Annotated in this window: 10 protein-coding genes; 6 read left to right on the forward strand and 4 right to left on the reverse strand. The window is 60.5% G+C overall.

Annotated elements, in window-relative coordinates:
- Positions 1–72 precede the first annotated feature (72 nt).
- The 4 genes from OQ460_RS02660 to OQ460_RS02675 all read left to right on the forward strand — a co-directional run bounded on the left by OQ460_RS02660 (position 73) and on the right by OQ460_RS02675 (position 9,458).
- The gene (locus tag OQ460_RS02660) at positions 73–2,376 is read left to right on the forward strand and encodes a YgiQ family radical SAM protein (protein ID WP_410020367.1); all 2,304 of its coding nucleotides are present in this window, start codon (positions 73–75) and stop codon (positions 2,374–2,376) included.
- 255 nt (positions 2,377–2,631) lie between these two features.
- Entirely contained in the window at positions 2,632–5,922 is a 3,291-nt protein-coding gene (locus OQ460_RS02665; RefSeq protein WP_410020368.1) for a DUF2126 domain-containing protein, read from the forward strand.
- A gap of 156 nt (positions 5,923–6,078) precedes the next feature.
- The gene (locus tag OQ460_RS02670; protein WP_410020369.1) at positions 6,079–8,568 is read left to right on the forward strand and encodes a circularly permuted type 2 ATP-grasp protein; all 2,490 of its coding nucleotides are present in this window, start codon (positions 6,079–6,081) and stop codon (positions 8,566–8,568) included.
- The gene (locus OQ460_RS02675; protein WP_410020370.1) at positions 8,568–9,458 is read left to right on the forward strand and encodes a transglutaminase family protein; all 891 of its coding nucleotides are present in this window, start codon (positions 8,568–8,570) and stop codon (positions 9,456–9,458) included. Before OQ460_RS02670 ends, OQ460_RS02675 begins: the two co-directional genes overlap by 1 nt.
- Before the next feature lie 71 nt (positions 9,459–9,529).
- On the opposite strand, the gene OQ460_RS02680 is transcribed toward OQ460_RS02675, so the two are convergent.
- Positions 9,530–9,712, reverse strand: a complete 183-nt coding sequence (locus tag OQ460_RS02680; RefSeq protein ID WP_065900153.1) for a hypothetical protein — start codon at positions 9,710–9,712, stop codon at positions 9,530–9,532.
- 384 nt (positions 9,713–10,096) lie between these two features.
- Here OQ460_RS02680 and azu point away from each other — a divergent pair, with 384 nt between their 5' ends.
- Positions 10,097–10,543, forward strand: coding sequence for an azurin (gene azu, locus OQ460_RS02685; RefSeq protein ID WP_410020371.1), 447 nt, complete (start codon positions 10,097–10,099; stop codon positions 10,541–10,543).
- A gap of 136 nt (positions 10,544–10,679) precedes the next feature.
- Here the strand turns inward: azu and nadE are convergent, their stop codons facing one another.
- On the reverse strand, positions 10,680–11,507 hold the full coding sequence (gene nadE / locus OQ460_RS02690) for an ammonia-dependent NAD(+) synthetase (protein ID WP_410020372.1): 828 nt from the start codon (positions 11,505–11,507) through the stop codon (positions 10,680–10,682).
- A gap of 3 nt (positions 11,508–11,510) precedes the next feature.
- A complete protein-coding gene (gene pncB, locus OQ460_RS02695) occupies positions 11,511–12,725 on the reverse strand; it encodes a nicotinate phosphoribosyltransferase (protein ID WP_410020373.1) in 1,215 nt (404 codons plus the stop codon).
- 267 nt (positions 12,726–12,992) lie between these two features.
- Between pncB and OQ460_RS02700 the strand changes: the two genes are divergently transcribed.
- A complete protein-coding gene (locus tag OQ460_RS02700) occupies positions 12,993–13,100 on the forward strand; it encodes a hypothetical protein (protein ID WP_410021912.1) in 108 nt (35 codons plus the stop codon).
- Position 13,101: 1 nt separating this feature from the next.
- On the opposite strand, the gene OQ460_RS02705 is transcribed toward OQ460_RS02700, so the two are convergent.
- Positions 13,102–13,998, reverse strand: coding sequence for a LysR family transcriptional regulator (locus tag OQ460_RS02705; RefSeq protein WP_410020374.1), 897 nt, complete (start codon positions 13,996–13,998; stop codon positions 13,102–13,104).
- Between the last annotated feature and the right edge of the window lie 132 nt (positions 13,999–14,130).

Consider the following 14,130-nt stretch of genomic DNA (forward strand, 5'->3'; position numbering starts at 1 on the left):
ACCGTCGGAATTGGTCAAATTTTGTGCTATATTCCGCGCCCGCGATTTTTCATCTCAACACCGGTCATCGTCATGCAAACAGCCAAGCCGTTATTTGACTATCCCAAGTACTGGGCCGAATGTTTCGGTCCAGCGCCATTCCTGCCGATGAGCAGGGAGGAGATGGATCAGCTTGGCTGGGATTCATGCGACATCATCATCGTCACCGGTGATGCCTACGTTGACCATCCGTCGTTCGGCATGGCGATCATCGGCCGGCTGCTGGAGTCCCAGGGCTTTCGCGTAGGGATCATTGCCCAGCCGAACTGGCAGTCCAAAGACGATTTCATGAAGCTCGGCGAGCCGAACCTGTTTTTCGGCGTCGCGGCCGGCAACATGGACTCGATGATCAACCGCTACACCGCCGACAAGAAAATCCGCTCCGACGACGCCTACACCCCTGGCGGTATGGCCGGCAAACGCCCGGACCGTGCGAGCCTGGTGTACAGCCAGCGGTGCAAGGAAGCCTACAAGAACGTGCCGATCGTACTTGGCGGTATTGAAGCCTCCCTGCGCCGCATCGCCCACTACGACTACTGGCAGGACCGCGTGCGCAACTCGATCCTGATCGACGCCACCGCCGATATCCTGTTGTACGGCAACGCCGAGCGCGCCATTGTCGAAGTTGCCCAGCGCCTGTCGTGGGGCCACAAGATCGAAGACATCACCGATGTGCGCGGCACCGCGTTCATTCGCCGTGACACGCCGGCGGGTTGGTACGAGGTGGACTCCACCCGCATCGACCGTCCGGGCAAGGTCGACAAGATCATCAACCCATACGTCAACACCCAGGACACCCAGGCCTGCGCCATCGAGCAGGAAAAAGGCCCGGTGGATGACCCGCAAGAAGCCAAGGTCGTACAGATCCTGGCCAGCCCGCGCATGACCCGCGACAAGACCGTGATCCGCCTGCCTTCGGTGGAAAAGGTTCGTGGCGACGCGGTGCTCTATGCTCACGCCAACCGTGTGTTGCACTTGGAAACCAACCCAGGTAATGCCCGCGCCCTGGTGCAGAAGCACGGCGAAGTGGACGTGTGGTTCAACCCGCCGCCCATTCCAATGACCACCGAAGAAATGGACTACGTGTTCGGCATGCCTTACGCACGTGTTCCGCACCCGGTATACGGCAAGGAAAAGATCCCGGCCTACGACATGATCCGCTTCTCGGTGAACATCATGCGTGGCTGCTTTGGCGGTTGTACCTTCTGCTCGATCACCGAGCACGAAGGTCGCATCATCCAGAACCGTTCCGAAGAGTCGATCATTCGCGAAATCGAAGAGATCCGCGACAAGGTCCCGGGCTTCACTGGCGTGATCTCCGACCTCGGCGGCCCGACCGCTAACATGTATCGCATTGCGTGCAAGAGCCCGGAAATCGAATCCGCGTGCCGTAAGCCGTCATGCGTGTTCCCTGGTATCTGCCCGAACCTGAACACCGACCACTCGTCGCTGATCCAGTTGTACCGCAGCGCACGTGCGTTGCCGGGTGTGAAGAAAATCCTGATCGCCTCCGGCCTGCGTTACGACCTCGCCGTGGAGTCGCCGGAATACGTGAAGGAGCTGGTCACCCACCACGTCGGTGGCTACCTCAAGATCGCCCCGGAACACACCGAGGAAGGTCCGCTCAACCAGATGATGAAACCGGGCATCGGCAGCTATGACAAGTTCAAGCGCATGTTCGAGAAGTACACCAAGGAAGCGGGCAAGGAGCAGTACCTGATTCCTTACTTCATCGCCGCCCACCCGGGCACCACCGATGAAGACATGATGAACCTGGCGCTGTGGCTCAAGGGCAACGGCTTCCGCGCTGACCAGGTGCAGGCGTTCTACCCGTCGCCGATGGCCACCGCTACTGCGATGTATCACTCCGGCAAGAACCCGTTGCGTAAGGTGACCTACAAGAGCGACGGCGTGACGATCGTCAAGAGCGAAGAGCAGCGCCGTCTGCACAAGGCTTTCTTGCGCTACCACGACCCGAAAGGCTGGCCGATGCTGCGTGAAGCCTTGACTCGCATGGGCCGTGCCGACCTGATCGGGCCAGGCAAGGACCAGTTGATCCCGCTGCACCAGCCTGCCACCGACAGCTACCAGAGCGCTCGTCGCAAGAATTCGACGCCGGCCGGCAGCCACAAGGTCGCCAAGGAAACCACCACCAAGATCCTCACCCAGCACACTGGCCTGCCACCTCGCGGCAGCGACGGCAGCAACCCGTGGGACAAGCGCGAGCAAGCCAAGGCTGCGGCGATGGCCCGTAACAAGCAGGCCGCCAAGGAACGCACCGACGCGGCCAAGGGCAAAGGCAAGAAGCCAACCCGCAAGCCGGTAGTGCCGCGCTGATCGCTGCCTGAAACCACAAAACGCCAGCCTTCGGGCTGGCGTTTTGCTTTGCGCTGAAGGGTTAACCGCAGGACTCAGGTGGTGCCTGCCCTCATACGGGCGCCACAAAGAAGTGCAACCCTTGCACCGCCAGGCTCGTCGTCGCGCTGTTTTGGTGCTGACTGGCACAGGTGTTGGCGATAAAGCACAGCCGTAGCGGCTCTGGCATAAGTCTTGCGCGCTTAGTCTGCATGCCCTGGCTCGCAGGAGGCCGCCGTGTCGATTCATGTCGCGTTGCACCACGTTACGCATTACCGCTACGACCGTGAGGTCGAACTCGGTCCGCAGATTGTGCGTTTGCGCCCGGCGGCCCATAGCCGCACGCGGATCCTGTCCTATGCGCTGAAAGTGCTGCCCCGGCAGCATTTCATCAACTGGCAGCAGGACCCGCAGGGCAATTACCTGGCGCGGCTGGTGTTCCCGGAAAAGACCGACGAGCTGCGTATCGAAGTCGATCTGGTCGCCGAGATGGCGGTGTTCAACCCGTTCGACTTTTTCCTTGAGCCTTACGCCGAAACAATCCCCTTCAATTACGCCGCCGATGAACAGCGCGAGCTGGCGCCGTACCTGGAAACCTTGCCATTGACGCCAGCGTTCGCCGCCTACCTGGCCGGTATTGACCGCACGCCATTGCCGGCAGTGGATTTCCTGGTTGGCCTCAATCAGCGCCTGGCCGCGGACATCGGTTACCTGATCCGGATGGAGCCGGGCGTACAGACCCCGGAATTCACCCTGGAGCACGCCTGCGGTTCTTGCCGTGACTCGGCCTGGCTGCTGGTGCAACTGTTGCGCAATCTGGGGCTGGCGGCGCGGTTTGTCTCTGGCTACCTGATCCAACTGACCGCCGACGTCAAAGCACTCGACGGCCCTAGCGGCACTGAAGTGGATTTCACCGATCTGCATGCCTGGTGTGAGGTGTATCTGCCCGGTGCCGGCTGGATCGGCCTGGATGCCACCTCTGGGTTGTTCGCCGGTGAAGGACATATTCCGTTGGCCTGTAGTCCCGATCCTTCCTCTGCGGCACCTATCAGCGGCTTGGTCGAGCCATGCGAGTGTGAATTCGTCCACGAGATGTCGGTGGAGCGGATCTGGGAAGCGCCGCGCGTCACCAAGCCCTATACCGAGGAGCAATGGCTGGCGATCCAGGCGCTGGGGCGGCAGATTGATGGCGACCTGCTCAAGCATGATGTGCGCTTGACCATGGGCGGCGAACCGACCTTTGTCTCGATCGACGACCCCGATGGCGCCGAGTGGAACACCGCAGCCCTGGGGGCGGACAAGCGGCGGCTGTCCGCCGAGCTGTTCCAGCGCATGCGCAAACACTACGCGCCGAAGGGCCTGGTGCATTTCGGCCAGGGCAAGTGGTACCCCGGCGAACAACTGCCGCGTTGGTCCCTCAACAGTTACTGGCGACGTGATGGTGTACCGATCTGGCACAACAGCGCGCTGATCGCTGATGAGCAACAGGACTACGCTGCCGACGACGTAATGGCCGGGCGTTTCCTTGCCTGCGTGGCCGAGCGCTTGAAGCTACCGACGCGCTTTGTGTTCCCGGCTTTCGAGGACAACTTCTACTATCTGTGGCGCGAGGGCGCGCTGGCGCTCAATGTCAGCGCCCAGGACGCGCGCTTGAGTGATGAACTGGAGCGCGAACGCCTGCGCAAGGTGTTCAGCCAGGGCCTGGATAAAGTCATTGGTCAGGTGTTGCCGTTGGCGCGCACGGCTGCCAACGACCGCTGGCAAAGTGGGCGCTGGTACTTGCGGGACAATCACTGCCGGCTGGTGCCGGGCGACTCGCCGCTGGGTTATCGCTTGCCGCTGGCCTCGCAACCGTGGGTCACTGCGGCGGAATATCCCTTTGTCCACCCCGCGGACCCGAACCAGGATCAGCCGCCGTTGCCGTCCACCGCGCAACTGCAAAGCCATGGTGAACCTGCGCCGAGCGAAGACCGCGTGCCGAAAGTCGACGAGTCCGCCGATTGGCTGACGCGTACCGCGCTTTGCGCCGAAGCACGAGAAGGGCGCCTGTATCTGTTTATGCCGCCGTTGGAGCGCGTCGAAGATTACCTGGAGTTGGTAGCCGCCATCGAAGCCTGCGCCGAGGAGCTGCGTTGCCCGGTGTTGCTGGAGGGCTACGAGCCGCCGGCCGATGCGCGTCTTTGCAGCTTCCGGGTGACGCCTGACCCCGGTGTGATCGAGGTCAACGTGCAGCCGTCCGCGACCTGGGACGAGTTGGTAGAGCGCACCGAGTTTCTTTACGAGCAGGCCCGGCAAACCCGCCTGACTACTGAAAAATTCATGATCGACGGTCGCCACACCGGAACCGGCGGCGGCAACCACTTTGTGTTGGGTGGCGCGACGCCCAAGGATTCGCCGTTTCTGCGCCGTCCTGATCTGCTGCGCAGTTTGATCAGCTACTGGCATAACCACCCGTCATTGTCCTACCTGTTTTCCGGCCTGTTCATCGGCCCCACTTCCCAGGCGCCACGGGTCGACGAAGCCCGTAATGACGCGCTGTATGAGTTGGAGATCGCGTTTGCCCAAATGCCGGCGCCGGGCGAAGAGTGCCCGCCCTGGTTGGTGGATCGGCTGTTGCGCAACCTGTTGATTGACGTGACCGGCAACACCCATCGCGCAGAATTCTGCATCGACAAGCTCTACTCGCCGGACGGCGCCACCGGTCGCCTGGGCCTGCTGGAACTGCGTGCCTTTGAGATGCCGCCCCACGCGCGAATGAGCCTGACCCAGCAGTTGTTGTTGCGGGCACTGGTGGCGCGCTTCTGGCGTGAACCCTATGCGCCGCCGAAACTGGCGCGCTGGGGAACCGAGTTGCACGACCGTTTCCTGCTGCCGCACTTTATCGAGCAGGACTTCGCTGACGTGATCGCCGAACTGAACGCCGCAGGTTATCCGCTGCGGGTCGAATGGTTCGCCGCGCATCTGGAGTTCCGCTTTCCGAGGATCGGCGATCATGCCGTCGGCGGCGTCGAGCTGGAGCTGCGCCAGGCCCTGGAGCCCTGGCATGTATTGGGAGAGGAGGGCGCTGCGGGCGGCACGGTGCGTTATGTGGACTCATCCCTGGAGCGCCTGCAGGTGAAGTTGACCGGCTTGGCGCCCGAGCGTTACCGGCTGACGTGCAACGGCATCCCGGTGCCACTGCACGCGACGGGCCGGGTGGGTGAATTTGTCGCCGGTGTGCGCTATCGCGCCTGGCAGCCGGCCAACTGCCTGCAGCCAACCATTGCGGTGCATGCGCCGCTGGTATTTGACTTGCTGGATACCTGGATGCAGCGCTCGTTGGGCGGTTGCCAATATCACGTCGCCCATCCCGGCGGGCGCAATTATGAGAGCCTGCCGGTGAATGCCAACGAGGCTGAAAGCCGGCGTATGGCGCGGTTCTTCCGCTTGGGGCATGGCTCTGGAAGATTGCTGGTACCCAATGGGGTAATCAATGACGAGTTTCCGATGACTCTGGATCTACGGCGCCACCCCAATAAAAATGACTAAACCCAATTTAACTGTAGGAGCTGGCTTACCTGCCATGACGGTGTATCGATCAGCACATGTACTGACTGACGCTGCCATCGCAGGCAAGCCAGCTTCCACATTAGATTGCAGTAAATTTGAGTTAATCTGAGCCCCTTTGCCCCTGCCGAGCGTTCCATGTCCGACTTGCTCGACCGTTACCCGCAGACCGCGGGCACTTATCACGAACTGCTGGACGACAGCGGCGCGGTCCGTGCCCATTGGCAGCGCTTGCTCGACTATCTGCAGCGCAGCACGCCTGCGCAGTTGGCCCAGCGCCAGGCGCTGTTGACCCGGCAAATCCAGGAAAACGGCGTGACTTACAACGTCTATGCCGATCCCAAGGGCGCTGACCGTCCGTGGGAGTTGGACCTGCTGCCCCACGTACTGGCCGCTGATGAATGGAAGCACCTTTCGGCGGGCATCGCCCAGCGTGCGCGCCTGCTCAATGCGGTACTGGCCGACCTGTATGGCCCGCAACGCTTGATTGCCGAAGGCTTGCTGCCGGCAGAACTGGTGTTCGGGCATAACAATTTCCTGTGGCCCTGCCAGGGTATTGCGCCGCCTGATGGTATGTTTTTGCATCTGTACGCAGTGGACCTGGCCCGCACACCGGATGGCCGCTGGTGGGTCACGGCGGATCGCACCCAGGCCCCGTCCGGCGCTGGTTATGCCCTGGAAAACCGCACGATCGTATCCCGCGCGTTTCCGGACCTGTACCGCGACTTGCAGGTTCAGCACCTCACCGGGTTCTTCCGCACACTCCACGAAACCCTGGCGCGCCAGGCCCCCAGCGCCGACCAGCCACCGCTGATCGTGCTGTTGACTCCGGGTCGTTTCAACGAAAGCTACTTCGAGCATCTATACCTTGCCCGCCAACTGGGCTACCCGTTGGTAGAAGGTGGCGACCTCACCGTGCGCGATGCCACGGTGTACCTGAAGACCCTCAGCGGTCTGCGCCGGGTACACGCGATCATGCGTCGCCTGGACGATGACTTCTGTGACCCTCTGGAGCTGCGCACCGATTCGGCGCTTGGCGTGCCGGGCCTGCTGGACGCCGTGCGGCAGGGCAATGTGCTGGTGGCTAACGCCTTGGGCAGTGGCGTGCTTGAGTCCCCCGGCCTGCTGGGCTTTTTGCCGAAGATCAATGAATTCCTGTTTGGTGAAGAGCTGATTCTGCCGTCCATCGCCACCTGGTGGTGCGGCGAAGCGCCGGTGCTTGCCCAAGCCCTGGAGAAACTGCCACAACTGGTGATCAAACCCGCGTTTCCCTCGCAAAGCTTCAACCCTGTGTTTGGTCGCGACTTGAACGATGCACAGCGTGAGGCCCTGGCCGAACGCATGCGCGCGCGGCCCTATGCCTACGTCGCCCAGGAACTGGCGCAGTTGTCCCAGGCACCGGTCTGGCATACCGGCGAAGCCCACCTGCAACACCGCGCCATTGGTGTGCGCATGTATGCGGTCGCCAGCGCCGACGGTTACCGTGTGCTGCCTGGCGGCCTGACTCGCGTGGCAGCCGAGGCCGATGCCGAAGTAGTGGCGATGCAGCGCGGTGGGGCGAGCAAAGATACCTGGGTGCTTGGCGAGCGCGTTGCTGGCGGCGAACAGTGGCGCGCCCAGCGCACAATTGGTAGCCATGACCTGGTGCGGCGCGACCCTTACCTGCCGTCGCGGGTGGTGGAAAACCTGTTCTGGTTTGGCCGTTATTGCGAACGCTGTGACGACAGCGCGCGCTGGCTGCGGATTGTTCTCGCCCGTTATGTCGACGGTGACGACCCACAAGCGTTGCAAGCGGCAGTGGCGCTGGGTGAAAGCCTGCGCCTGCTGCCGGAAGAGGGCGAGTTGCCTGAGCGCCTGCAGGCGGCGTTGCTCGGTGATGACTGGCCGTCGAGCCTGCGGGCCGATTTGCAGCGTTTGCAATGGGCAGCGTCCCAGGTGCGTGGCAAATTGTCCCGGGAGAACTGGCAGGCCCTGGTGGAGCTTCAGCATGAAGCCATGGAGCTGGAAAGCGAAGCGCCGGGTTTTGGCGAACTGCTGGACTTCCTCAACCGCCTGGTGATGTCGCTGGCGGCACTGTCCGGTTTCGCCCTGGATGATATGACTCGTGATGAAGGCTGGCGTTTTTTGATGATGGGCCGACGTATCGAGCGGCTGCAGTTTCTCAGCAGCAGCCTTGCGGCCTTCCTGCGTGGTGGCGCGACGGTATTTGATCAGGCCGGGTTGGAATGGTTGCTGGAGTTGGGCAACAGCAGTATCACCTACCGCTCCCGCTACCTCGCGGTACCGCAATTGATTCCGGTACTGGATTTGTTGCTGCTGGACGAACAGAACCCCCACGCCGTGTTGTTCCAGTTGAAACTGGTGAGCCGCACCTTGCGCCGTCTCAATGATGATTTCGGCGTCCCACGGGAGACCGGGCTCGCACCGTTGGTCGAGCGTTTGGTGCGCTTTGACCTCAGTTGCCTGGAAAACCCGCTGTTCGGTGAAAGCAGCGTACGGGCGGCTCTCGATGGGCTGGCGGATCTGTTGCAGGCTGTCGCCGAGGAGAGCGGGCAAGTCTCGGATCGCCTGGCCTTGCGCCATTTTGCCCATGTAGATGATGTCAGCCAGCAAACGGTGTCGGTGTGATGAGTGCCCGCTATCAGGTTTTTCACGATACTCACTACCATTACGACAGCCCGGTGTCCCTGGCCCAGCAGTTGGCGCATTTGTGGCCGCGAGAGTGTGCCTGGCAATGTTGCAGCTCCCGGCAACTGCAGATCAGCCCCGAGCCGACGGTGCGTCGGGATGAGTTGGATGTGTTCGGCAACCCGATTACCCGGCTGGCGTTCGAGCGGCCCCATGACGAACTGCTGGTCAATGCCGGGCTGACTGTGGAGGTGCTGGCGCGACCTGTGCTGGATTTTGGCCGGTCGCCGCCCTGGGACCAGACTCGTGCCAGCCTGACCTACAGTAGTCAGGCGTTGTCACCGCAGATGATCGAAGCATGCCGTTATCGGTTTGAATCGCCCTACGTGCATCTGAAAAAAAACTTCGTCGAGTTTTCCGAAAGTTGTTTTACACCGGGGCGGCCGCTGTTGCAGGGCGTGCAGGCGCTGATGGAGAAGATTTTCAGCGAGTTCACCTTCGATGCCGAAGCTACCCAGGTCGCCACGCCGTTGGTGCAAGTGTTGGAGCGCCGGCGTGGCGTATGCCAGGACTTCGCCCACCTGATGCTCGCATGCCTGCGCTCTCGTGGCCTGGCGGCGCGTTATATCAGCGGTTATCTGCTGACCCAGCCACCGCCCGGTCAACCCCGGCTGATTGGCGCCGATGCGTCGCATGCCTGGGTGTCGGTGTTTTGCCCGGTGTTGGGTTGGGTGGATTTTGATCCGACTAACAATGTGCAGCCGGCGCTGGAACACATCACCCTGGCCTGGGGCCGGGACTTTTCCGACGTGTCGCCGCTGCGTGGGGTGATTCTGGGGGGAGGAAACCACGATCCGGAAGTGCGGGTGACGGTGATGCCGCTGGAGTAAATGCTTAAAGGGTGCCGAACGCCCTGTAGCGAGCGGGTTTGCCACAACAAGCCCGCTCGCCACATCAGAAATTATTCAGCCGGGTCTTTCGGTGTTTCGGTGTCGTCAGTTGCCACTTCACCTTCCGCATCCGGGTTCAATGCACCTGCTTCTTCATCTGCAGCCGCTTTTTTGCGTTGCAGCTTTTCCTCTTTCTTCTGTTCCTTGGCCAAGTCTCTCTGACGTTTGGCGAAGGAGTAATTGGGTTTTGCCATGGGCGATCCTCTGGGGTCGAAGGTGAGGTTGAGCGGTGGGTATTCTGCCTTTAAACGCGCCCGAAGGGTTAATCGGGTTTTCACGGCTTCGCCCCATGGATTAAACGTTAGTCGACATTGACCGTTTCGTAAGTACCGCTCGCGCCACAGGCGTAAGCGGCAAGCATGCTGCGCAACAGGCTATTGAGGTGCATGGTTGGGACTTCGCAAGGATGGAATGAGCCGATCATAGACGGGGGATGGCACTTTGGATGGTTGATTCTGTCGATCAGTCTGATAGCCTAAAGTTGTATACAATCTGTTGACACAGATCATGGGAACACCCACCTGACTCAGGCACCCTTGTCGCCTATGCGTTTTCTAAACCCTGCCTTGGAGATTCACATGTTTGCCAAAATCGTTGCTGTTTCCCTGCTGACGCTGGCTAGCAGCCAATTGTTTGCTGCAGAGTGCAAGGTCACCGTCGACTCCACTGATCAGATGTCCTTCAACACCAAGGCCATTGAAATCGACAAGAGCTGCAAGACGTTCACCGTTGAGCTGACTCACTCCGGCAACCTGCCCAAGAATGTCATGGGCCATAACTGGGTGCTGAGCAAAGAGGCGGATATGCAGGCGATCGCGACCGATGGCATGGCCGCCGGTGTCGACAAGGACTACCTGAAAGAAGGCGACACTCGCATCATCGCCCACACCAAACTCATCGGTGCCAAGGAAACCGATTCCGTCACCTTCGACGTATCGAAACTATCGGCTACCGAAAAATACAGCTTCTTCTGCTCCTTCCCAGGCCACATCTCGATGATGAAAGGCACTGTGACCCTCAAGTAAGAGCGCGTTACCGTTCATCGCGAGCAAGCCCGCTCCCACACTTGACCGAGTTCCAACATGAGAATGCGGTCGAATGTGGGAGCGGGCTTGCTCGCGAAAGCGGTTTGGCAATCAACACAAAGCTATCCGTCTCACCTCACGGCGCGAACGGCATGACCCGCTTGTGCTCCGTCTTGCGGTAGGTATCGCAAATGATCCTGAACGCCTCTTCGCGCACCGGCTCGCCGTGCAGGAACGCATCGATCTCGGCATAGGTCACGCCATGGGACGCTTCATCCGGCTTGCCGGGCGACAGGTCTTCCAGATCGGCCGTCGGGACCTTCTCCACCAGCGACTCCGGCGCGCCAAAGTGTCGCGCGATCGCCCGGACCTGATGCTTCACCAGCCCGCTCAGCGGTGCCAGGTCACACGCACCATCACCGAATTTGGTGAAAAAGCCCATCACCGCTTCCGCCGCATGGTCGGTACCGATCACCAGGCCGCCGGTTGCACCGGCGATGGTGTACTGCGCCACCATGCGCATGCGCGCCTTGGTGTTGCCCAACACGAAATCCCGGGTGGCGGCGTGCTTGCCTTCGAATGCAGCCACTTCATTGGCCAGGGCCTTGACCGACGGGCCGATATTCACCGTATGGCACTCATCGGGGACGATAAAGTCCACTGAAGCCTGGGCGTCATGCTCGTCGAACTGGGTGTCGTAAGGCAGGCGCGCAGCAATGAAACGGTACGTGTCGTCGCCGGTTTGCGCGCGCAGTTCTTTCATTGCGCGCTGGGCCAACAGGCCGGCCGTAAGGGAGTCCACGCCGCCACTGATGCCCAGCACCAATGTCTTGAGCCCTGAATTGCGCAGGCATTGCTGGATAAAGCTGATTCGCCGCGCAACCTCCGCCTCAAGGGCGGCCTGGTCCTGGAACGGCGCTTGGACCTTGAGCTGTTCAGCAATCTGGCGCTGTACGGCTTGCATGATTCATTCCTCGCTGGAGATGGCAGGTACTTTGAAAACGTGACGCAAATAGGCGACGAAGTTCGGATCCGTGCAATGGGTCTTGCCCGCTTCATCGGAAATCTTCGCCACGGGCTGGCCATTGCAGGCGGTCATTTTAAGCACGATGCTCATCGGTTCCACACCTGGAATATCGCAGGTCAGGTTGGTGCCGATACCAAAGCTGACATTGATTCTACCCCGCAGCGCCCGGAAAATTTCCAGTGCCTTGGGCAGCGTCAGGCTGTCGGAAAACACCAGGGTTTTGCTCATCGGCTCGATTCCCAGCTTGTGATAGTGGGCGATAGCCTTTTCGGCCCACTGAATCGGGTCGCCGGAGTCGTGGCGCAGGCCGTCGAACAGCTTGGCAAAAAACAGATCGAAATCGCCGAGGAATGCGTCGGTGGTGATGCAGTCGGTCAAGGCGATACCCAAAAGGCCACGGTATTCGCGGACCCAGCAGTCGAGGGCGGCAATCTGGCTGTCAATCAACCGTGGGCCCAGTTGCTGGTGCGCCATGATCCATTCGTGAGCCATGGTGCCCAGGGGCTTCATGTCAATCTGGCGGGCCAGGTGTACGTTGCTGGTGCCGACAAAACGCCCGGGGAAATCGTGCTTGAGTACATTCACCACTTCCTCCTGCACGCGAAAAGAAAAACGCCGCCGGGTGCCGAAGTCCGCCACTTGCAACTCCGATAGCTCATCATCGCTGGCGTTGGCGCTCAGCCAGTCGAACTTGCGGTAAAGCTGTTCGCGAGCCTGCTCAAGGACGATGGTCTGGTAGCGATAGCGGTTTCGTACTTCGCTGACGATAGCCAGCATTGGCACTTCAAATAAAATCACATGCAACCACGGGCCGCGCAGGCGGATAAACAACTCGCCGTTCTCGATGCCGGTCTGCACGTAGCGCAGGTTGAAGCGAAACAGGCCGAGGAAGCGCAGGAAATCCGGCTTCAAGAAGCTGATGTGCTCCAGGAAACCCAATTGATCGGGGCTTAGGCTCAACTCGGCGAGGCGTTCGATCTGATAGCGAATCTCTGCCAGATAAGGCCGCAGGTCTTCGCTGTTACGGCAACGGAATTCCCATTCGACTTCCACGTTGGGGTAGTTGTGCAGCACCGCCTGCATCATGGTCAACTTGTAGAAGTCGGTGTCGAGCAGGTTCTGCACGATACGATCGGCAAACGCACTCTCGCTCATAGCGGCAATCTCCAGGCGGGACGGCGAAGGGCGACGGCCTTTACGCGCGATTAAAATCTGGCGCTAGTGGCGCATAAACCCAAGCCGTTTTGCCAGTAGTTTTTTTGTTATGGCCACCGGGCCAGGGAGGAAAGCTCAGCACTCGCTGGCGATGCTCGGTGCTTGAGGTGAGAAACAAAAATCGAGAAATGCCCTTCTGCAAAAGACGAATGCTCTGACATTCATCTGCGATAACGAGTCTTTTGGATTGCCCGCCTGGCCAGTGTCCTGCCGCAAAAGCCCAGCGAGGCTTTGATCCATCAATTGGCCAAGGCCATGGTCCTCGACCCGGCGACCGGCACGCCCATGCAGGGGGCGCCTGCGTTCGCAGGGTGAGTCAACCCGGTTGCACCTGCTCCATCATCCACCGCACGAATTCCCGCACTTTGGGCACCTCGGCGGAATGCTCGGGGTAAGCCAGGTAATACGCATCCTGGCTCGGCATCGCGTGTGGCCAGGCAATCACCAACTTGCCATCCGCCAGTTCTTCTTCCACCAGAAAACGCGGCAACAGCGCCACGCCACACCCCACCTGTGCGGCACGGATGCACATGTAAAAGGTGTCAAAACGCGGCCCGTGGTAACTGTGCTCAGTCTGGTAGCCCTGGCTGGCGAACCAGTCGTGCCAGCCCTGGGGGCGCGAGGCGTTTTGTAGCAGCACCAGGTCGCTCAACTGCCTGGGATCGCGCAAAGGTATGGCCGGCAGGCTGTCGGGGGCGCATACCGGCACCAGTTCTTCGTTGAACAACTTGAGGCTTTCGGTGCCGGGCCGTGCGCCGGCGCCGAAGTAAAACGCCAGGTCGGCCTTGCCTTGCAGCAGTTCGTCCGGCGCTTGTTCGTTGCACAAGTCCAGATGAATCTGTGGGTGACGCAATCGCCAACCCTTGAGGCGGGGCACCAGCCAGCGTGCGCCGAAAGTGTAAGGCGTGGACACCCGCAAGACTTCGGTCTCGCCACCGTAGGAGCGCAGGTAATGCGTCGACATTTCCACCTGCGTGAGGATCTTGCGTACTTCCACCAAATACAGATCGCCCGCCGGCGTCATCTGCAGGCGGCGACGTATCCGGCGAAACAGCAGGTGTTGCAACAGCTCTTCGAGTTGCGCCACCTGTTTGCTGACCGCACTTTGGGTGAGGTTCAACTCCTCGGCGGCCCGGGTAAAACTCAGGTGGCGGGTCACGGCCTCAAAGCATTGCAGGGCGGTGATCGAGGGCAAATGTCTTTTATTCAGCACGGCACGCCTCTTTTTGTTCTTAGCATGAATAAACGGAATGATATCTCGCCTAATCGTCGTTTGTTGGCAAGTCTTGGGCCAGCTACAAATAGGTTCTGGATCGCCGTGGTGGTTGGCGGCGCGATTATTTGT

The sequence above is a fragment of the Pseudomonas imrae genome (assembly GCF_046352735.2).
Taxonomy (GTDB): domain Bacteria; phylum Pseudomonadota; class Gammaproteobacteria; order Pseudomonadales; family Pseudomonadaceae; genus Aquipseudomonas; species Aquipseudomonas imrae.